This window comes from Mesorhizobium sp. B3-1-7, assembly GCF_006439385.1.
GTDB lineage: Bacteria > Pseudomonadota > Alphaproteobacteria > Rhizobiales > Rhizobiaceae > Mesorhizobium.
In genome coordinates, this window is the sequence record NZ_VFTL01000008.1 from 167,935 (window position 1) to 186,581 (window position 18,647).

Here is an 18,647-nt window from a genome sequence, read left to right on the forward strand (position 1 = left end):
GGTTCACGGCTCCGCGTCGAGCAAGGGCGCGCGACGCCAGCTTCCGGCCCAGCGACCGGCGGAGAGCCAGTAGAAGATGCCGCCGACCATGCCGGCGCCGATCACGGCCAGCCTGGCGTTGGTCTCGGTGACATCGAAATTCGCATCGCCGACATTGTGCACGAAGCCGAGAAAGACGATGGCGATGACGGCGCCGCCGAGCGCGTAGAACAGCCAGTCGCGGCGGCCAAGCACCTCGGCGATCAAAATGACGACCGCCGCCGGCATGAAGGCGAAATAGGCGACGAACAGCGCCACGAAAGGCACCGAGAAATAGAGCGAGGCGGTGGCCGTCGGCTCCGGATCGGCCGGGGTGTAGCCCAGATGCGCCAGGACCAGGACGTTGAGGAAGGCGCTGGCCGCCAGCGAGGCGACGACATAGCCGACCAGGATGGCGGCAAAGCGGATGAGGTAGGCGATGATGCGCCTCACGCCTCGCCGTGTCCCGCGATCATCATGGCTTCGAGCGCCAGCCGGTCGACCTTGCGCATGCGCTCCGACTCCGACTTGAGCTGGCCGCAGGCGGCGAGGATGTCGCGGCCGCGCGGGGTGCGGATCGGCGAGGCATAGCCGGCATTGTTGATGTAGTCGGCGAACTTCTCGATCGTCTCCCAGTCCGAGCACTGATAGTTGGTGCCGGGCCAGGGATTGAACGGGATCAGGTTGATCTTCGCCGGGATGCCCCTGAGCAGCTTGACCAGCGCCTTGGCGTCGTCGAGGGAATCGTTGACGTCCTTCAGCATCACATATTCGAAGGTGATGCGCTTGGCGTTGGAGAGGCCGGGATAGGCCTTGCAGGCGGCGATCAGCTCCTTCAGCGGGAACTTCTTGTTGATCGGCACGAGCAGGTCGCGCAGGTCGTCATTGGTGGCGTGCAGCGAGATCGCCAGCATGACGCCGATCTCCTCGCCGGTGCGGAAGATTTCCGGCACCACGCCGGAGGTCGACAGCGTGATGCGTCTTTTTGACAAGGAAAGCCCGTCGCCGTCGGACGCGATCAGCAGCGCCTTCTTCACCGCCTCGAAATTATAGAGCGGCTCGCCCATGCCCATCATGACGATGTTGGAAACCTTGCGGCCCTCGGCCGGCACGATGGCGCCGTCCGGCGTGTCGCGATCGGGGAAGTCGCCGAGACGGTCGCGCGCGGTGAGCAGCTGCGCCAGGATCTCCTCGGCGGTGAGGTTGCGCACCAGCTTCTGCGTGCCGGTGTGGCAGAAGGAGCAGGTCAGCGTGCAGCCGACCTGCGAGGAAATGCAGAGCGTGCCACGGCCTTCCTCGGGAATGTAGACGGTCTCGATCTCGACGGGACGGCCGGCGCCGCGCGGCGGAAAGCGGAACAGCCATTTGCGCGTGCCGTCGGAAGAGATCTGCTCCTCGACGATTTCCGGCCGCGCGACGGTGAAATGCTTGTCGAGCTCGGTGCGCAAGTCCTTGGAGATGTTGAACATATGCGCGAAGTCGGAAACGCCGCGCACATACATCCAGTGCCAGAGCTGCTGGGCGCGCATCTTGGCCTGGCGCTCCGGCACGATGCCGGCATTGATGAGAGCTTCACCGAGCTCGGCGCGGGTCAGGCCGATCAGCGACGGCTTCTCGGTCGGTGTTGCGCGGCGCAAGGCGTCACGAGCGCCTTCGGCGGTAAGATCAAGCGAAACGGTCATGGTGGCGCCAATATAAGCGATTTGCGGCCGATTTCAGCATCGGCAGCAGATGGAAGCGCGGCGCATAGCACAGCTCGGCGACGGAGTCATGCGCCCCGCAGGTTCAGGCGTCGGCTTCCGCCTTGCGGCGATGGCCGCTGACCTGCTGGCCGTCTTCCGGATGCAGGAAGAAAAACCCCGGTATGGAAAGCAGCGGGATCACCGCCGTCAGCAGGAACGCCCAATGGAACTGATCCGCGGTCGGCGCATGCGCCTGGCTGGAGACGAGGCCGAGCACCATGGCGGCGATCGAAACGCCGAGCGAAACGCTGAGCTGCTGCAGGACGCCGCCCAGGCTGGTGGCGCGGCTGAGCTTCTCCGCCGGCAGGTCGGCATAGGACAGCGTGTTGGACGACATGAACTGCGCCGAACGGACGATGCCGAAGAAAAAGACATAGAGGCCGATCAGCCAATGCGGGGTGTCGGCATCGAGCAGGGCAAAGCCCGCCACGGCAACAGAGCCGACCACCGCGCTGCCGCTCAGCACGGCCTTGAAGCCGAAGCGCCGCAGGAAGAACGACAGCAGCGGCCGCATTAGAAGCGCGCCGAAGCTGCCGACGAAGGTCAGCGAGCCGGACGTGACCGGGCTCATGCCGAAGCCGACCTGCAGCATCAGCGGCAAAAGGAACGGCGCGCCGTTGAGGCCGATGCGGCACAGCCCCCCGGCCAGCGTGCCGACCCAGAAGGAGCGGAAGCGAAACAGCGTGAGATCGACCGCGGGCGCCGCGACGCGGCGGGCATAGCGGCCGAAGGCGAGCAGGAGCAGGACCGACGCGGCCAGCACCAGCATGGTCGCCAGCGAGGAAATGATCGGCCTGCCGATATTCTCCAGGCCGAACTGCAGCAGCGCGGCGCCGGCCCCCACCATGAGGAAGCCGGCGAAGTCGAAAGGCTGCGCCTCCTCGCCGTGGAAATCGTCGACGAAGCGCAAGGCGGCGAAGATGCCGATGAGGCCGAACGGCACGTTGACGTAGAAGATCCAGCGCCAGGACGCATAGGTGGTCAGCAAGCCGCCGAGCAGCGGACCGATGACGGGACCGACGATCGCCGGCAAGGTCATGTAGGTCATGGCGGTGATGAGCCCGCTGCGCGGAAAGGAGCGCAACAGGATCAGCCGCCCGACCGGCGTCATCATGGCGCCGCCCAGTCCTTGCAGCGCGCGCATTGCCAGGAGCATGCCGACGCTGTCGGCCACGCCGCACAGGACCGAACCGAGGGTGAAGGTGAAGAGCGCCAGGGCGAAGATCTTGCGGGCGCCGAACCGATCGGCGAACCAGCCGCTGACCGGAATGAACACCGCCAGCGTCAGGATGTAGGTGGTGATCGCCAGGTTGAGCCGGACCGGGGTGGTGTCGAGGCTTTGCGCGATGGCCGGGATAGCGGTGGTGAGGATGGTGGAATCGAGCTGCTCCATCAGGAAGGCGATGGCGACGATTGCCGGGATGATCAGCTTGAGACGCGGGTCGCGCTCGGTCGCAAAGAGATGCTGTTCCAATTGTCCGCCAGTTCCGTCGTGCAGGAAGCGGTCGCCCGCCTGTGGGCCATCCACGATCAAGCCGGCGTCGATGTCGTGCGGCCCAGCCGGCCTGGCCTTCCCACCGCACCCGACTGCTTTATGTCCCGATCGATGCGAAGTGATAGCGATTTCGACTGGCACAGGGGTCAACAAATTTTGAGCCCTGCCGCCTGTGCCAGGGCGGAACGGGGCTGGCTCCCACCATGGTCGGCTGAAAATCGATCACATATTCGTGTTGGCGTAACCAATCGAAGCGCATCCGCGAACCTGAAAGGGGCGACCACGCCCCTCAACAATGGGAGTTGTTCTGATGCACTCGATCAAGTTCGCACTCGTTGCCGGCCTCGCCGGTCTTTGCGCCTCGCAGGCCTTCGCCGAGGACACGATGGGCGCCATGACGATGATGAAGGGCGGGCAGGTCACCGCGATCATGCCGGACGGTCACATGGGCACCATGATGCCGGACGCCAAGATGAGCGCCGATATGATGAAGATGGCCAAGCCCATCAAGCATTGCATGATGATGATCACCGACGCCAAGGGCAAAGCCTACATGATCGATACGTCGACCAAGAAGGCCCAGGCCGAATGTGAAAAAATGGCGATGTGAGATCCACCTTGCCCGCCTGACATTCCCGCCGGCATCGGAGCCGGCGGGACAATCTTGAGCGCATGCACGATTACGCCTGCGCGGTCTTGATCGACCCTCAGCCTGTGCTAGGGCTGAATTCCATCACGAGGGCGGACATGGCCGGCATATCCCGAAAGAATCGTATGCTGCGGCGCTCACAGGCGATGTGGGTGTCGCGGCGCGTCTGGCAGCCGCGCCTGGTCTTCTGGGCCGGCGCCATCTCGATCGGCCTGATCAGCGTCCTGTTCGCATTGCTCGCCGACCGCGCGCAAACCCTGTTCCATCTCATGACGGGCAATGACGGCGGCTGGCGCTTCTATCTGCCGCTGCTCGTGACGCCGCTCGGTTTCGTCCTTTGCGCCTGGCTGGCGCATTCCTTCTTCCCGGGATCGCAAGGCAGCGGCATTCCGCAGGCGATCGCGGCACGGCATCTGCGCGACGAGGACGACCGCAGCCACATCCTGTCGCTGCGTTTGGCGGCGGGCAAGATCGCGCTCACCATCGTCGGGCTCGCCTGCGGCGCCTCGATCGGCCGCGAAGGCCCGACGGTGCAAGTCGGCGCTTCGCTGATGCTGCAGGCGGCGCGCTGGGGCGGCATGGCGCAGGCGCGCGGCCTGATCCTTGCCGGTTCGGCCGCCGGCATCGCGGCGGCCTTCAACACGCCGCTTGCCGGCATCGTCTTCGCCATCGAGGAGATGGGCCGCGCCTATGAATCGCGCACCAACGGCCTGGTGCTGACGGCGGTTATCCTAGCCGGCCTTGCCTCGCTCGGGCTCATCGGCAACTACACCTATTTCGGCGTCGCCAAGGACACGGTCGCCTTCGCCGCCGACTGGCCGCTGGTGCTGGCTTGCGGCATCATCGGCGGCGGTGTCGGCGCGCTGTTCTCGCTCTCGGCGCTGAAGGTCATGCGCCGCGTCCGGCGCTGGAACGCGCTGCAGCCGCTGCCGCGCACGCTGGTCGTGGCGGCTGTCTGCGGCCTGGCCGTGGCCGCGATCGGCATCGCCTCCGGAGGATTGACCTTCGGCACCGGCTACACGCAGGCGCGCGGCGCGATCGAAGGCACGCCGCTGCCGGCCGTCTTCTTCGTCGAGAAATTCGCGGCCGGCCTGCTGTCGATGGTGTCGGGGATACCGGGCGGCATCTTCGCGCCGTCGCTGGCGGTGGGCGCCGGGCTGGGCAGCACGCTCGGCCTGGTCTTCGGCGCGGCCACGGGAACCGCGGCGCTGCTCGGCATGGCCGGCTATTTCGCCGGCGTCGTGCAGGCGCCGATGACGGCCTTCGTCATCATCCTCGAAATGACCGGCAACCACGACAATGTGATCGCGCTGATGTGCGCGGCGGTGCTGGGCTACGGCACGGCGCGGCTGATCTCGCACGAGCCGCTCTATCACGCGCTGTCGCGCGTCTTCATCGCCGAGGCGATCCGGCGGCGGCGCGCGGAGACGAGCGAAGCAGTCAAGGCGTAGCGCTTCGAAGGTGGGTCGTCGTCACAAAACCCAACGGAACGCGCGCCTGAGTTCGGCGGCGCCGTCTTTGTCATACCATCGGCCATGCGCGATTATGACGCGCTCCGGCTGCCAAGCGAGCATTTGGTGAATCGCCGCCCGCAAGGCCCGCCGACGGCGAAAGAAGCTCAGCCGCATGTCGATCGGCGCCTTGCCGTCCGGATCGATCGCGCCGGCGAGCCTGACGAGCAATCGCAGAAACCAGCTATGAATCCGGCCTGGCTCGAAGTTCTCTATCAGGTCGGTGAGGATCAGCGTTTGCGATGCGCGATGGAACAGCACGGCCTCGGTGAGGACGTCGCCGCGCACGACCAAAAGGTCGATCTCAGCGGGCCAGGGCGAGGCGCGCCCCACCAGCAGCCGGTCCACGGCGATAGGACGCTTTGCCCGTTCCCGCAGGCCGCGCACGGCCAAAACCTCCGCCCTAGGCATGGCGACCTTCCAGTCGGGCAGCCACCAGTAGTGAAGGGAGTTCGGCGCGACCAGGAAGCGGACCGGCCCCAGAAGCTCGACCGCGGACCGGAGCGCGGGCGCAAGCGCGACGGGCGAATGCAGGATCAGGTCGCCACTGCGAAGCCGCACGACCGTCATGCGGGTGGTGAAAGGAAATTCAAACGGTCCGACGCCGAAGCCGATCCGTGGTCCATCCACGATCCACAGATCGGGAGCGACGGGTTTCAGGACATCGATCGGCTCATAGAGATCGAGAGCGGACCTGTCGGCGGGCGATTCCTGGGGCATGGCTACTCGGCGGTAACTCGAAGCGCGATGCGGTCAGCCGAAACCGTCCGGCGCCTGCGAGCCATATGGCGCGCCTTCGTCTGGAGGGAAGCACATGGCTGCACGCATCGCCAGCCACTCGCGAAGCGCGACACGGATTAATTCCATGCGTCCGAGCTTCATGCGCGCCGCGATCGTCGACAGCGCAATTTCGGTGGCCGGGTCGAACGACATGGACGCGGAATCGCGCAGCATCGCCGCGGCGCGAAAATCGGCGAGCCGCGCGTCCTCGGCCGGACCGGCTTGCCCTTCGCCCGGTTTTGCATTCGCAGTCGCCTGCGACTTTGCCGGGCCCGTGGCGGTGTCGCAGTCCCGGATCGCAACGAGGTTGTCACCTTTGATCGTAACGAGGACGAGGCGCGACCCCCGCGGATAATATCGGAGTAAGGCAGCGGCTTGATCGGCGAGGATGGCGCCGTTCCATTCGCAGAGCTCGCCGCCGAGCAGCCAGTTCCGCTGCCCGCCATTCGCCATCACGGCGATGTATTCTCCATCGCAAGGATAACCGATCAGTGCGATTTCCTCGTAGTCTTCCAATCTGCGCATCGCAAATAAGTCCCTGGTCGATGAAGCCGTGCTCATCTCTTCTTGCGCGAAAACGGCCCCGCAACCTCCAAGCCGAGATGCCGGGCCGTCGGGAAGCGCCCGCGCGCAGCGCTTCCCGGGTCACCTTCCCGGGTCACCTGGGGAGCCGGTAACCTGCGACAGCATCTCGTTCGCGCAGGCAATCAGGGGGACGGTCGAATTCGGCAGCCGCGCTTGCGACAGCCACAATCGGCGGTGCTCCTGCGACAGGCCCTTCATCGCGGTGCGAGCAGCGGAGGTGATCTCGAATGGCCCGCAGGCGGCACACTGGAACTCCACCTTGCGGAGCATGACCTCGGCTTCCAGGGCCACTCCGGCGCAAACGGGACAGGTGGACGGATAGTATCTCCTTTCGAACGGCAGGAGTTTCATCGCGCGGACTTATCCGACGGCATGCGGCATGGGCGGATCGTGAATTCCAGCTTCGCGTGCATTCTGTCTCCCTTGTCCGGCAGCCGACGGCCGCGATCAGCCTCTTGTCTTGGGCGCGACGCTCCGGCGCGTGGCGACCTCGATCTGCTTTGCTTCCACTTCGAGCCGATCCGGCGCGGCGGACCCCATCAGCGCATAGGCGGTACCCCCAGACTGCCAGTAAACCGTCGGCACGCGGCCGTCGGTGGCAGGCGTCGGGGGAACGGCGTCCTCGCCGTTCATCGGAGCCGCCACAAGTGTGATGCGCCCGACGCTTGGTGTATCGGCCGTCACGACCAGGCTCTGCTGTCCGTTCCAGGGCTGCACCTGGACATCCTTGACCACCCATGCCGAGGGCAGCGTCGGCATGCTGACGTTGACGGCGCCAACCAGCCGCTGGATCTTGTCCTGTTTGAGCTCGACGCCCTTTTCGGGACCGGCATTGAGTTGCGCGACGCGCAGCGCATCCCGCGCGGCCAGGATGAAGGTTTCATCCGCCGTCTTGCCGCCCTGGCGAAGCGGCACGGTCAGCGAGTTGGCCGACCATCCGATCGCGATTAGCGCGACGGCGGCGACCTGAAGTCGGAGCATCGCGAACATCCGCCTGCGGCGAAGCGCCTGTTCCAGCTGTCTCGCCTTGTCGACGGTCGCGCCGGGCGGAAACAATCGCCTTGGTTGGGAATCGCGCAACGCTTCCATGCGTTGCGCGTGGGCAAAGACCTCCGCTGCCAGTTCCGGCTCGCGGGCAAGCCGGGCCTGCAGCTCGGATCGCTGCGACGGCGACAGCTCGCCATCCAGCAAGCGGCCGATATCCTGCTCGGAAACGCGACTATCGGGCCACATCACGCCCTCCAATGATCTTCAGATGACGGGAAGCTCCGTCATCCATATTTTCCATGTTGTGCTTCAAGGCAGCGCGAGCCCGGCTGAGACGGGACATCACGGTTCCCGTCGGCACGCCCAGAAGTTCGGCCGCCTCGGAATAGGTAAAACCCAGCACGCCGACCAGGTGCAGTATTTCGGCCTGGTCGGTCGGCATCCGGGCGAGGGCCCTGCCGACGTTGGAAAGTTCGGCGCTGTGCTCCTGCGGCGGCGGCGAGGCGGCATCCGACATGTCGGCGATGGACGCAAGGCGCCGCCTGTCGGCATCGGCCTGACTGGCACCGGTGAAGAAGGTATTGCGGACAATCCTGATCAGCCAGGGAAGCAGCGGCCGGGAGGGATCGTAGCTGCCGGCCATCGACAACGCACGGGCGAGAGATTCCTGTACAAGGTCATCGGCGTCGGAATCATTGCCGGTGAGCACCCTGCCGTAACGCCACAGATCCTCCAGGTGCGGTATGACGTCGAACTCCGCTTTCATCCCATCTCATGCCGCCCGTCTCATGCCCGTGTTGGCGCAAGCCGGGCCTACCTTACTGCGCTGTCCAGCCAAAGCCGGCGTGAAAAGCGGCCCAGCGGTCAGGGACAGGGGGACAGGCAACCGCTGGGCCGGCTGGGAGCGTGCTCCTCCCGACTGCAAGCCCTGAAAGACACTCATCCCCAGTGCTTGCCGCCGCTCCCTGTTTCCGGCGCGGCCCTGAAAATGACGGGCCGCGTCAAAACGTGTTCTCCCTCTTTGCGCTATCTACCGGGCTCGGCGGGAAACTATTCCGTCGGCCGCGAAATTTTTCCGGGCGATTGGCCGCGGGTATGAATTCCCGGCCGTGCCTCGCCGACGCCGCCCGCCGAGACGAACCGGCGCGGATACAAGGCAAGCTGAAGGGAAAAGGCCGGACCTGATGGCCCGGCCTTGCGTCAGTTCATTCGTCGTTTTGGCGGTTTGTGGCTCTTGCCTATTTGCACTTGGCGATCGAGGACAGCGCGGCCGAGATGCCCTTGAGGGAGAAGACGTAGGAGGTGGGGTTGCCGCGGCCGGACTTCGCCTGCACCTTCATGTCGGAGCCGGTCTTCATGGCTGCGATCAGCACCGGCTCTTCGGCGGCGTTCTCGACCCAGGCCGACTTGCCGCGGGTGAACATCGAGAAGGATTTCTTGTCGATGGTGACGGTGGCCTTCGAGCCTTCCTGGAAGTTGTAGCCGGCGATGAACTGCGGCTCGTAGGAGACCTGCTGTCCGGGCCGCTGGCTGACGAAGAAGAACATGTCGCCATGGTCGAGCGTCGCCGGCTGCTTGTCGGTGGGCACGGTCAGCACATAGCAGACCTTGCCGGCAGCCGACTGATAGCTGTAGGTGCCCCAGGCATTGTGCTGGCCGATCTTGGTCGCCTGTTGCGCCAACACCGGCACTGCCGAGGCCACCAGGACCAGGCTGGAAACTATAGCAATCAATCCGCGCATCGTTCTTCCCGTATTCCAAATGGTGCGGAGGCGGGCCGCGTGGCGTCCTGCCGTCGCTTCATTTTGATTTAATCAGGGTTACCAAACGGTGAATTGTCCTCGAAGAAAAGGAACTCACCCCAGGAAACCGCCACCATCCGCGCCGCCACTGTGGATTGAGGCCGGCGCGACGTCCCGGCGCGGAGTTGGATGCCACGAAAACGGCAAGAGTTTGTCTTTTCGCACGCGCTGATTTACGGGCGTGAGGCGAGGCGAGATCAGTTCTTGTCCGCCAGCGCGTCCCTGGCGGCCTGCCTGTGGGCAGGCGTGATATGGGCGCTGACGGCGGTGATCGCGGCGGTCAGCACGGCAAGGTCGTCGGTGAAGCCGAGGCCGACGACGAAATCGGGAATGAAGTCGAACGGCAGGACGAAATAGCCCAGCGCGCCGAGCAGGATCGCCTTGGCCCGCATCGGCGTGTCCTTGTCCATGGCGCAATAGTAGGCGGCGACCACCTCGTCCATGAACGGAATCTGCCGCGCCGCCTTCCTCGCGGTGCGCCAGAATTTCTCGCGGACCTCGCCCTCGCCGGCAAGCTTGTCGCCGAAGCCGAAGAAATCGAAACCGGTACCTTGCGTCATCAGTCGCTCCTTGGCGGCCGGTCGCATCGTTGCGCCGGCCCACCGCGGGAAAATGTGGTGAAAGCGGGGGGCTGCTACAAGAGTTTGGGCGGTTGCTTGGCCGGAAAATCGGAAAGGGCTGCTGGCCAGCGGTGACCTGGCTGGCAATCGCCTAGTTTCTGCGATTGGCCGAGGCATCCTTCCCATCGTCATCCACGGGCTTCGCTCCTTGCTTCGCCCTGGAATGACGAAGAAAGGCGAGTCTTTTCGACTCAGCCGAAATATCGGTTCATCCGCTTTGCCAACTCGATATCCAGCGCCGTGATGCCGCCGGCGTCATGCGTGTTCAGCGTCACGTCGACGGTCTTGTAGACATTCGACCAGTCCGGGTGATGGTCCATCTTTTCGGCCGCCAGCGCCACGCGGGTCATGAAGGCGAAGGCCTCGGAGAAATTCTTGAAGACGAAGCTGCGTTTGATGGAAGCGCCGTCGGCGGCGAGCGACCAGCCGCCGAGCTCGGCCAGAGCCGTGGTGATCGCGTCCTTGGTCAGCTTTTCCCTGTTCATGTGTGGTCCCTGTGCTATTCGAAAATGGCCTGCACCATAATGCATGTCGCCCAAAAGTGCGCGGCGGTTTTGGGGTGACGACATGCATGAAAGCAAAGATTTAAACCTGCCGGATCGATGCGCGAAAAGCCCTTAAAATCCATTCTGTTCGTCTGCCTCGGCAACATCTGCCGGTCACCGCTTGCCGAGGGCGTTTTCCACAGCGTGCCGGCCGAGCGCGGGCTGGCCAGGCGCATCGTGCTCGATTCGGCCGCGACCAGCGGCTGGGAGGTCGGCTCCGCGCCCGATCCACGCTCTGTGGCGGTGGCGGCAAAGCATGGCGTCGACATTTCAGGGCAGAGGGGCGCGCAAGGTGCTGGCGGAGGATTTTTCGCGCTTCGACCTGATCCTCGGCATGGACAAGGCGAATGTGCGCGAACTCAAGGCGCTGGCGCCGCAGGCCGCGCACAACCGCATCCATCTCTATCTGGATTTTGCCACGGGACAGAGCGCGGACGTGCCGGATCCCTATTACGACGGCGCCGAGGCCTTCGCTTCGGTCTATCGCATGATCCGCGAGGCATCTGAGGCGCTGGCGAAGCGGCTCGAGGCCAGCGCTTCGCCGACCAGCGGCCAGGCTTCTTCGACGATGTAGGGGCCGCCGCCGACCGAATCGCGCGACGACATCAGGACGAAGCGGCCGACGCGGAAGGGCAGCGCCGCGAAATTGCCGCGCGCCGAAAGATATTGCGCGACATCGAGCGGGCTCCCATTGCGCAGGCGCGCCAGCGTCACATGCGGTGAGAATTTGCGCGGGTCGGCCGGCAGGCCGAGCCGCTGGCAGATGCGGTCGATCTCGCCCTGCAGCGCCGCCAGGTCGGGCGAAGCCGACACGCCGGCCCACACCGCATGCGGCTTCTTGCCGCCGAAGGCGCCGACGCCGGAGAGCGTCATTTGAAAAGAGGGGCGGTCGACCCGGTCGAGGGCGTTGGCGATCTCGTCGGCGACATGGCCTTCGACATCGCCGATGAAGCGCAGCGTCAGATGGTAGTTTTCGACGTCGATCCAGCGCGCTCCTGGCAACCCGCCCCGGAGCAGGGACAAAGAGAGGGCGGCATCACGCGGAATTTCGAGGGCGGTGAAAAGACGTGGCATGTGAAGCCTCCTGTCCTCGAATCGAAACTCTCGTCCCTAGCGAATCATCGATACAAGCGCGGGGCAAGAGCTTTGTTGTCCACAAAGTTTCCCCAGCGGAAACCGTGGCGTTTTGGACTCACGACGGGCCGCCATTGTCGGCGATCGCCCTCTCGACGGTGGGCAGGATGCGCTCGACGATCACGTCGACGCCCTTCGGATTGGGGTGCAGGCCGTCCTCCAGCTGCAGATCGGGGTGGCCGGCGACGCCGTCGAGAAAGAACGGATAGAGCGGAACGGCATATTTAGCGGCAAGCTTCGGGTAGATGGCGTCGAAGGTCTTCTGGTAGTCGGCGCCGAGATTGGGCGCGGCGCGCATGCCGGCGAGCAGCACCGGGATGGCGCGCTGCTTCAGCTTGCCCAGCATGGCGTCGAGGTTCTTCTCGGCGATGTCGGGAGCGACGCCGCGCAGCATATCGTTGGCGCCGAGTTCGAGAATGACGAGCCTCGTGCCGTCCGGCACCGACCAGTCGAGCCGCGCCAGCCCGCCGCTCGATGTGTCGCCGGAGACGCCGGCATTGGCGACGGTGATGTCGAGGCCCTTAGCCTTCAGCGCCGCCTGCAGCCTGTCGGTGAAACCCTGGCCTGGGCCAAGGCCGAAGCCTGCCATCAGGCTGTCGCCGAAGCCGACGATGGTGAAGGTGACGGCGCGCGCCGGCGTAATGGCGCCGCAAACGGCGAGGAAAAGGATGAGGGCTGCGGCAAAACGGTGTTTGAATGCCATGCGGCGAGCCCCATATGACCGAAACAACCCAAGGAAAGAGACACGGGCCGTCTCCCTTTTTCCACATATAGGGCACTTTCATTGTGACAGAAGCCGTCATCGCGCTGAGGGACGTATCGCTGACGCTCGGCGAGGGCGCGTCCTCCGTCCATGTGCTGAAGGGTGTGAGCCTCGACGTGGCGGCCGGTGAAGCCACCGGCATCGTTGGACCGTCGGGCTCGGGCAAATCAACCCTGTTGATGGTTCTTGCCGGTCTGGAACGGGTCGATTCGGGTACGGTCCAGATCGCCGGTGAGCTGCTCAACGGCAAAAGCGAGGACCAGATCGCATCGTTTCGTGGACGAAACATTGGCATCGTCTTTCAGTCCTTCCATCTCATTCCCAACATGACGGCGCTCGAGAACGTCGCGGTGCCGCTCGAGCTTGCCGGCCATGCCGACCCGTTCGGCGTCGCCGCGCGCGATCTCGCCGCCGTCGGCCTGAGCGACCGCGTGACGCACTATCCGGGCGAGCTCTCCGGCGGCGAGCAGCAGCGCGTGGCGATCGCCCGGGCGCTGGCGCCGTCGCCGCGCATCCTCATTGCCGACGAGCCGACCGGCAATCTCGACCAGGTGACGGGAAAGCAGATCGCCGATCTTCTGTTCGCCAAGGCGGCGGAACGCGGCATGACGCTGGTGCTGGTGACGCACGACCCGGCGCTTGCCGCGCGTTGCGCGCGGCAGGTCTCGATGCGCTCGGGGCGGATCGAGGACGCGCCGAAAGCCGTGAAGGTTCCCGCCTGATGCGGACATTGAAGCTCGCCATCCGCTTCTCGCTGCGCGAGATGCGCGGCGGCCTGTCCGGCTTCATGATCTTCCTTGCCTGCATCGCGCTGGGCGTCGCGGCGATCGGCGGCGTCAATTCGGTGGCGCAGGCGATTTCCGCCGGCGTCGCCAATCAGGGCCAGACGCTGCTTGGCGGCGATTTGCGCTTCCAGGTCAACCAGCGCAGCGCTTCGGATGCCGAGCTCGGCTTCATCAAAGGCCTCGGCACGGTCTCACTGACTTCCGGCATGCGCTCGATGGCGCGGCTGGAGGACGGCTCCGACCAGGCGCTGGTCGAGGCAAAGGCCGTCGACGACGCCTATCCGCTCTACGGCGCGCTGGAGACGGATCCGGCGCTGCCGAAGGACCAATTGTTCGGCGAAAGGTCCGGCGTGTTCGGCGCCGCCGCGCCCGACCTGTTGTTCGACCGGCTCAATGTTCACATCGGCGACAGGCTGAAGCTCGGCAGCGCCATTTTCGAGTTGCGGGCCAGGCTGGTCAGCGAGCCGGATGCGGTGTCGGACGGTTTCGGTTTCGCGCCACGGCTGATGATTTCGCGCGAGGGCCTTGCCGCATCCGGCCTGGTGCAGCCCGGCAGCCTGGTCGAGAATGCCTATAAGGTGCGGCTGCCCGACGGCGCGTCCGAGGCCCGGATCAAGGACATCCAGGCCGAGGCCGCGAAGGATTTCCCGCAGGCCGGCTGGTCGATCCGCACGCGCAGCAACGCCGCCCCCGCGCTCTCCGCCAACATCGAGCGCTTCTCGCAGTTCCTGACGCTCGTCGGGCTGACGGCGCTGGTGGTCGGCGGCGTCGGCGTGGCGAATGCCGTGCGCGCCTATCTCGACGGCAAGCGCGGCGTCATCGCCACCTTCAAGAGCCTCGGCGCCTCGGGCGGTTTCGTCTTCACCGTCTATCTGGTGCAGATCCTGTTGATCGCGGGCCTCGGCATCGTGCTCGGGCTGATCCTGGGCGCCGCGATGCCGTTCGTGGCGAGCGCGCTCCTGCAGTCCGTCATCCCGGTGCCCGCGCAAGGCGGCTTCTATCCTGGCGCGCTTGCCATGGCCGCACTGTTCGGCCTGCTGGTGACGCTGGCCTTCGCGCTGCTGCCGCTCGGCCGCGCCCGCGACGTGCCGGCGACGGCGCTGTTCCGCGAAATGGGATTCGAGAGCCGCGGCCTGCCGCGCCTGCCCTATACGGGCGCTGCTCTGGCGATCGTGCTGGCGCTGGCGGCGCTGGCGATCCTCTCGGCCAACGACTACCGCATCGCCTCGATCTTCGTCGGCGCCACGGTCTTTGCCTTCCTGGTGCTGCGGCTGGTGGCGATGCTGGTGCAGTGGGCGGCAAAAAAAAGCCCGCGCGTGCGTTCCGTTTCGCTGCGGCTGGCGCTCGGCAACATCCACCGTCCGGGCGCGCTGACGCCCTCGGTGGTGCTGTCGCTTGGCCTCGGGCTGACCCTGCTGGTGACGCTGGCGCTGATCGACGGGAATCTCAGGCGGCAGATCTCCGGCAGCCTGCCGGAGCGGGCGCCGAACTTCTTCTTCGTCAATATCCAGAGCAGCGAGGTCGACGCCTTCGCCAGCCTCGTCGGCAAGGAGGCGCCTCGGGGAACACTGGTCAAGGTGCCGATGCTGCGCGGCCGTATCATGGCGCTCAACGGCGTCGACGTCGACAAGGTGAAGATCCCGGCCGACGGCGCCTGGGTGCTGCGCGGCGACCGCGGCCTGACCTATGACGCGAAACAGCCGGAGAACGCGACGCTGACCGAAGGTGCGTGGTGGCCGCAGGACTATTCCGGCGAGCCGCTGGTGTCGTTCTCGGCCGAGGAAGGCAAGGCGATCGGGCTGAAGCTCGGCGACACCGTGACCGTCAATGTGCTGGGACGCAACGTCACGGCGAAAATAGCCAATTTCCGCCAGGTGCAATGGGAGACGATGGGCATCAACTTCGTCATGGATTTCTCGCCCAACACCTTTGCCGGGGCGCCGCATGGCTGGCTGGCGACGCTGACCGACAAACAAGCCAGCACGGCCGACGACGCAAGGCTGCTCAACGCTGTCACCCGCGCCTTTCCGGCGGTGACGACGGTTCGCGTCAAGGACGCGCTCGACATCGTCAACCGGCTGGTCGCGCAATTGGGCACGGCGATCCGCGCCGCTGCCGGCGTGGCGCTGATCGCCTCGGTGCTGGTGCTCTCCGGCGCGCTTGCCGCCGGCAACCGGGCGCGCATCCACGACGCGGTGGTGCTGAAGACGCTCGGCGCGACGCGACGGATGCTGATTACGGCCTTCTCCCTGGAATATATGCTGATCGGCCTCGCGACGGCGCTGTTCGCGCTTGCCGCCGGCGGCATCGCCGCCTGGTTCGTGGTCGCGCATATCATGACGCTGCCGTCGCATTTCATGCCGGAGGTCGCGGTGGCGACGATCCTGGTTTCGCTGGCGGTCACCGTTGGAATCGGCCTTGCCGGCACCTGGCGGGTGCTTGGCCACAGGGCAGCGCCGGTGCTGCGCAACCTCTGACGGAGGGCCGAGAGCCGTCCGCCCGGTTAAATCTTTGTAAGAATGCCGCCTGGAAGACCCGAAAACCGGCCTTTTGCCTTCTCACAAAGCGTTACGGCCCGTTACCGTCTTGTTCTTGACGTCAAGAACCATCATATTTCGCGCTAGGCATGCTGGAGCTCCGCCAGCGGCGCCTGGTCCCTGGACCGCTCCGAGCGGACCTGTCACCGGACGGGGCAGAAGCAACAGAGGATTTCCAATGGCTGATCCCATTCGCAACTACCAGACGTCCGCCGCCCCCGGCGCGCGCGTCGATATCGATCAGGGCCTGCGCGCCTATATGATCAAGGTCTACAACCTCATGGGGCTTGGCCTTTTGATCACCGGCCTTGCCGCCTGGGGCGCCTTCCAGCTCGCCGTCACCGGCGACGGCCAGCTGACCGCCTTCGGCCAGCTCATCTATGCAAGCGCGTTCCGCTGGGCCGTCATCCTGGCGCCGCTCGCCGCCGTGATGTTCCTGTCGTTCCGTATCCAGTCGATGAGCGTGGGCGCGGCGCAGGCCACATTCTGGGTCTATGCCGGCCTTGTCGGCCTGTCGCTGTCGACGATCTTCCTCGTCTACACCGGCACCAGCATCACCCAGACCTTCTTCGCCACGGCCGCGGCCTTCGGCGGCCTGTCGCTCTACGGCTACACGACCAGGCGCGACCTGTCGGCGTTCGGCTCGTTCCTGATCATGGGCGTGATCGGCCTGCTGATCGCGATGCTGATCAACATCTTCCTGCAGTCGTCGGCGCTTGGCTTCGCCATCTCGGCGATCGGCGTGCTGGTGTTCGCCGGCCTCACCGCCTACGACACGCAGAAGATCAAGGAGATGTATTTCGAAGGTGACGTCGCCGACGTCGCCGGCCGCAAGGCGATCATGGGCGCGCTGCGCCTCTATCTCGACTTCATCAACCTGTTCATGTTCCTGCTGCAGTTCATGGGCGACCGCCGCTAGGGCAGTTCGCCGTTTCACGGAAACGGCGAACCCTCTATCTCCTTGTTTGACGCAATTCCGGACGGAAAACCGCGCACACTTTCCTGGAATTGCTCTAAAGGCGGTTACCCGGTCTCAGTGGACCATAGACTTTGCGAAGGGCGGCCCAATGGCCGCCCTTTCTTTTTGCGCAGTCCTCTGCTGTTATCGAGGCAGGAAAGAGAACCTGCACAAATTATGAGCAATGTTGCGATCAGGGGCGCCACCGCGGCCGACCTCGACCGAATCACCGAAATCTATGCCGATGCGGTCGCGCATGGCACGGCGAGCTACGAGCTGGAGCCGCCCAGCCGCGCCGAAATGGGCAACCGATTCGACAGCCTGGCGGCGGGCGGCTTTCCTTATCTCGTGGCGGAGAAGGACGGCGCCGTGCTCGGCTATGCCTATGCCGGGCCGTTCCGACCGCGCCCCGCTTACCGATTCGTCATCGAGGATTCGGTCTATGTCGCGCCGGAGGCCAAGGGGCAGGGCGTCGGCTTCCTGCTGATGCGGGCGCTGATCGAGATGGCGCGCGCGGCGGGCTTCCGCCAGATCATCGCGGTGATCGGCGATGGCCACCCGGACAGCGCCTCGGTGCGGCTGCACGAGAAGCTCGGCTTCCGCCATTCCGGTCGCTTGGAAGGATCGGGCTACAAGCACGGACGCTGGCTGGACACGGTGTTCATGCAGCTTTCGCTGAATGGCGGCGCGGAATTGCCGCCCGATCCGAATTCGCTGCCGGAACGGAAGTTTCGCGAAAGGCTCAAGGGGAATTGAAGAACTGGGGAATTGGGCAATTGAAGAAAGGTATTCAGAGTCCTTTTCTCCAGTTCCTCACTTCCTCTTTCCGGACTACGCCTCGACAACCTTGAGCTTCGCATCGAACACGCCAAGCACGCGGCCGAGTTCCTGGCTGCGCTTCAGGATGCGGCCGCCTGCGGCGATGACGGCAAAAGCGCCTTGCCGGCGTGCCAGCCTGGGGTCCTTGACGATCTGGAAAAGCGGCACTTCGCTGGCCCGGCGGAAGACGGAAAAGACAGCGCGATCAGTGAGATGGTCGATCGCGTAGTCGCGCCATTCATTGGCCGCCACCATGCGTCCGTAAAGCCTCAGAATCTGGTCGAGCTCGCGCCGGTCGAATCGCACCGGCTGGTCGAGGCGGGCGTTGCGCGCCTCGTGCAACGGGATCAATATTCCGGATGCTTCCCCATCCTCCGTCCCGCTGCTGTGATCGGTCATGCCTCGATCCTTCGATTGAATCATGCGCCGGCCAAGGTTCGCGCTTTCGCGGTCGAATTGCAAGGCCTGGCTAAGCAGGCCCGATGGTCGCGCGGTTTCCCAAACGTCCAGTCACGTTTGCGAAACACATGTTGGAATTGGTGATGCTCTGCCACATTCTCGCCACAAATAATCCGCGCTCATGCCCCAATGTCCGACGAATTTACCGGCGTTGCCTGAGACGGTTCGGTCCGGCACCGGCTCGTAAACCCCAAGCCCCCCGCCCACGGGTCAGCGTCGGATCGAACCAACCTCGGTTTTTCCTTGGAAAAATCAGGTGCGACGATCCCAAAACCTGAATGACCGGCGTCAGAAGCAAGCTGACGCCGGTTTTTTATTTCCCTTCACCCTTGTCTACGGCATGCACACATTTCCAAGCGGCTGGTCTTGGCGATAGCGTGAATGGCAGCTTGGCGCATGCATTGTCTTATGCAGCGCTGGTCGACCCCCACTCCGTCTCGGCTTCGCCGAGCCACCTC

21 protein-coding genes and 1 pseudogene are annotated in these 18,647 nt (G+C 65.0%); 8 read left to right on the plus strand and 14 right to left on the minus strand.

What is annotated here, in order from left to right:
* Positions 1-3: 3 nt before the first annotated feature.
* The 3 genes from FJ417_RS09485 to FJ417_RS09495 all read right to left on the minus strand — a co-directional run bounded on the left by FJ417_RS09485 (position 4) and on the right by FJ417_RS09495 (position 3,288).
* Positions 4-471: a hypothetical protein gene (locus tag FJ417_RS09485; RefSeq protein WP_140783172.1), complete on the minus strand. Its 468-nt coding sequence runs from the start codon at positions 469-471 to the stop codon at positions 4-6.
* Positions 468-1,700: a 23S rRNA (adenine(2503)-C(2))-methyltransferase RlmN gene (rlmN, locus tag FJ417_RS09490; protein WP_140783171.1), complete on the minus strand. Its 1,233-nt coding sequence runs from the start codon at positions 1,698-1,700 to the stop codon at positions 468-470. Before rlmN ends, FJ417_RS09485 begins: the two co-directional genes overlap by 4 nt.
* Before the next feature lie 103 nt (positions 1,701-1,803).
* The gene (locus FJ417_RS09495) at positions 1,804-3,288 is read right to left on the minus strand and encodes a DHA2 family efflux MFS transporter permease subunit (protein WP_246687423.1); all 1,485 of its coding nucleotides are present in this window, start codon (positions 3,286-3,288) and stop codon (positions 1,804-1,806) included.
* Positions 3,289-3,565: 277 nt separating this feature from the next.
* Between FJ417_RS09495 and FJ417_RS09500 the strand changes: the two genes are divergently transcribed.
* Together FJ417_RS09500 and FJ417_RS09505 are read left to right on the plus strand one after the other, a co-directional pair.
* Positions 3,566-3,865: a hypothetical protein gene (locus FJ417_RS09500; protein WP_140647862.1), complete on the plus strand. Its 300-nt coding sequence runs from the start codon at positions 3,566-3,568 to the stop codon at positions 3,863-3,865.
* 137 nt (positions 3,866-4,002) lie between these two features.
* Positions 4,003-5,355 (plus strand): chloride channel protein, encoded by a 1,353-nt coding sequence (locus FJ417_RS09505; protein ID WP_140783170.1) that lies wholly within the window; start codon positions 4,003-4,005, stop codon positions 5,353-5,355.
* A gap of 21 nt (positions 5,356-5,376) precedes the next feature.
* On the opposite strand, the gene FJ417_RS09510 is transcribed toward FJ417_RS09505, so the two are convergent.
* The 8 genes from FJ417_RS09510 to FJ417_RS09545 all read right to left on the minus strand — a co-directional run bounded on the left by FJ417_RS09510 (position 5,377) and on the right by FJ417_RS09545 (position 10,674).
* Positions 5,377-6,135, minus strand: coding sequence for a DUF4336 domain-containing protein (locus FJ417_RS09510; protein ID WP_140783169.1), 759 nt, complete (start codon positions 6,133-6,135; stop codon positions 5,377-5,379).
* A 33-nt stretch (positions 6,136-6,168) separates the two neighbouring features.
* Positions 6,169-6,720 (minus strand): hypothetical protein, encoded by a 552-nt coding sequence (locus FJ417_RS09515; RefSeq protein WP_140783168.1) that lies wholly within the window; start codon positions 6,718-6,720, stop codon positions 6,169-6,171.
* 120 nt (positions 6,721-6,840) lie between these two features.
* A complete protein-coding gene (locus FJ417_RS09520; protein ID WP_140647858.1) occupies positions 6,841-7,131 on the minus strand; it encodes a hypothetical protein in 291 nt (96 codons plus the stop codon).
* Between the two features lie 96 nt (positions 7,132-7,227).
* Positions 7,228-8,013 carry a hypothetical protein gene (locus FJ417_RS09525; RefSeq protein WP_140647857.1) on the minus strand — a complete coding sequence of 262 codons (786 nt, stop codon included), beginning with the start codon at positions 8,011-8,013 and terminating at the stop codon, positions 7,228-7,230.
* Positions 8,000-8,533: a sigma-70 family RNA polymerase sigma factor gene (locus FJ417_RS09530; RefSeq protein WP_140783167.1), complete on the minus strand. Its 534-nt coding sequence runs from the start codon at positions 8,531-8,533 to the stop codon at positions 8,000-8,002. Before FJ417_RS09530 ends, FJ417_RS09525 begins: the two co-directional genes overlap by 14 nt.
* Positions 8,534-9,005: 472 nt before the next feature.
* Complete coding sequence (locus FJ417_RS09535; RefSeq protein WP_140658627.1) at positions 9,006-9,509, minus strand: invasion associated locus B family protein; 504 nt, start codon at positions 9,507-9,509, stop codon at positions 9,006-9,008.
* Positions 9,510-9,766: 257 nt separating this feature from the next.
* On the minus strand, positions 9,767-10,129 hold the full coding sequence (locus FJ417_RS09540; RefSeq protein WP_140647854.1) for a YkvA family protein: 363 nt from the start codon (positions 10,127-10,129) through the stop codon (positions 9,767-9,769).
* A 251-nt stretch (positions 10,130-10,380) separates the two neighbouring features.
* The gene (locus tag FJ417_RS09545; protein ID WP_140783166.1) at positions 10,381-10,674 is read right to left on the minus strand and encodes a 4a-hydroxytetrahydrobiopterin dehydratase; all 294 of its coding nucleotides are present in this window, start codon (positions 10,672-10,674) and stop codon (positions 10,381-10,383) included.
* 117 nt (positions 10,675-10,791) lie between these two features.
* Here FJ417_RS09545 and FJ417_RS09550 point away from each other — a divergent pair.
* A pseudogene (locus FJ417_RS09550) lies at positions 10,792-11,308 on the plus strand (low molecular weight protein-tyrosine-phosphatase).
* On the opposite strand, the gene thpR reads toward FJ417_RS09550, so the two are convergent.
* A complete protein-coding gene (gene thpR, locus FJ417_RS09555; protein WP_140647851.1) occupies positions 11,215-11,808 on the minus strand; it encodes an RNA 2',3'-cyclic phosphodiesterase in 594 nt (197 codons plus the stop codon). The pseudogene FJ417_RS09550 and the gene thpR sit on opposite strands and share 94 nt — an antisense overlap.
* Positions 11,809-11,926: 118 nt before the next feature.
* Entirely contained in the window at positions 11,927-12,571 is a 645-nt protein-coding gene (locus FJ417_RS09560) for an arylesterase (protein ID WP_140783165.1), read from the minus strand.
* 83 nt (positions 12,572-12,654) lie between these two features.
* Here FJ417_RS09560 and FJ417_RS09565 point away from each other — a divergent pair, with 83 nt between their 5' ends.
* From FJ417_RS09565 to FJ417_RS09580, 4 genes are all read left to right on the plus strand, one after another.
* Positions 12,655-13,353, plus strand: a complete 699-nt coding sequence (locus tag FJ417_RS09565) for an ABC transporter ATP-binding protein (RefSeq protein WP_140783164.1) — start codon at positions 12,655-12,657, stop codon at positions 13,351-13,353.
* Positions 13,353-15,893: an ABC transporter permease gene (locus FJ417_RS09570; RefSeq protein ID WP_140783163.1), complete on the plus strand. Its 2,541-nt coding sequence runs from the start codon at positions 13,353-13,355 to the stop codon at positions 15,891-15,893. Before FJ417_RS09565 ends, FJ417_RS09570 begins: the two co-directional genes overlap by 1 nt.
* A 238-nt stretch (positions 15,894-16,131) precedes the next feature.
* Positions 16,132-16,872 (plus strand): Bax inhibitor-1/YccA family protein, encoded by a 741-nt coding sequence (locus tag FJ417_RS09575; protein WP_140783162.1) that lies wholly within the window; start codon positions 16,132-16,134, stop codon positions 16,870-16,872.
* A 216-nt stretch (positions 16,873-17,088) separates the two neighbouring features.
* Entirely contained in the window at positions 17,089-17,667 is a 579-nt protein-coding gene (locus FJ417_RS09580) for a GNAT family N-acetyltransferase (protein ID WP_140783161.1), read from the plus strand.
* Between the two features lie 75 nt (positions 17,668-17,742).
* Here FJ417_RS09580 and FJ417_RS09585 read toward each other — a convergent pair whose 3' ends face one another.
* Positions 17,743-18,129 carry a DUF2794 domain-containing protein gene (locus FJ417_RS09585; RefSeq protein WP_140658621.1) on the minus strand — a complete coding sequence of 129 codons (387 nt, stop codon included), beginning with the start codon at positions 18,127-18,129 and terminating at the stop codon, positions 17,743-17,745.
* Between the two features lie 338 nt (positions 18,130-18,467).
* Here FJ417_RS09585 and FJ417_RS33355 point away from each other — a divergent pair.
* Positions 18,468-18,647 (plus strand): hypothetical protein (locus FJ417_RS33355; RefSeq protein ID WP_210240642.1); only part of this gene is annotated, 180 nt, incomplete at its 3' end.

Coding starts and splice junctions, on each gene's coding strand:
- rlmN (WP_140783171.1), bottom strand. CDS start 1,700: ATGACCGTTTCGCTTGATCTTACCGCCGAAGGCGCTCGTGACGCCTTG.
- FJ417_RS09500 (WP_140647862.1), top strand. CDS start 3,566: ATGCACTCGATCAAGTTCGCACTCGTTGCCGGCCTCGCCGGTCTTTGC.
- FJ417_RS09505 (WP_140783170.1), top strand. CDS start 4,003: ATGGCCGGCATATCCCGAAAGAATCGTATGCTGCGGCGCTCACAGGCG.
- FJ417_RS09510 (WP_140783169.1), bottom strand. CDS start 6,135: ATGCCCCAGGAATCGCCCGCCGACAGGTCCGCTCTCGATCTCTATGAG.
- FJ417_RS09515 (WP_140783168.1), bottom strand. CDS start 6,720: ATGCGCAGATTGGAAGACTACGAGGAAATCGCACTGATCGGTTATCCT.
- FJ417_RS09520 (WP_140647858.1), bottom strand. CDS start 7,131: ATGAAACTCCTGCCGTTCGAAAGGAGATACTATCCGTCCACCTGTCCC.
- FJ417_RS09525 (WP_140647857.1), bottom strand. CDS start 8,013: ATGTGGCCCGATAGTCGCGTTTCCGAGCAGGATATCGGCCGCTTGCTG.
- FJ417_RS09530 (WP_140783167.1), bottom strand. CDS start 8,533: ATGAAAGCGGAGTTCGACGTCATACCGCACCTGGAGGATCTGTGGCGT.
- FJ417_RS09535 (WP_140658627.1), bottom strand. CDS start 9,509: ATGCGCGGATTGATTGCTATAGTTTCCAGCCTGGTCCTGGTGGCCTCG.
- FJ417_RS09540 (WP_140647854.1), bottom strand. CDS start 10,129: ATGACGCAAGGTACCGGTTTCGATTTCTTCGGCTTCGGCGACAAGCTT.
- FJ417_RS09545 (WP_140783166.1), bottom strand. CDS start 10,674: ATGAACAGGGAAAAGCTGACCAAGGACGCGATCACCACGGCTCTGGCC.
- thpR (WP_140647851.1), bottom strand. CDS start 11,808: ATGCCACGTCTTTTCACCGCCCTCGAAATTCCGCGTGATGCCGCCCTC.
- FJ417_RS09560 (WP_140783165.1), bottom strand. CDS start 12,571: ATGGCATTCAAACACCGTTTTGCCGCAGCCCTCATCCTTTTCCTCGCC.
- FJ417_RS09570 (WP_140783163.1), top strand. CDS start 13,353: ATGCGGACATTGAAGCTCGCCATCCGCTTCTCGCTGCGCGAGATGCGC.
- FJ417_RS09575 (WP_140783162.1), top strand. CDS start 16,132: ATGGCTGATCCCATTCGCAACTACCAGACGTCCGCCGCCCCCGGCGCG.
- FJ417_RS09580 (WP_140783161.1), top strand. CDS start 17,089: ATGAGCAATGTTGCGATCAGGGGCGCCACCGCGGCCGACCTCGACCGA.
- FJ417_RS09585 (WP_140658621.1), bottom strand. CDS start 18,129: ATGACCGATCACAGCAGCGGGACGGAGGATGGGGAAGCATCCGGAATA.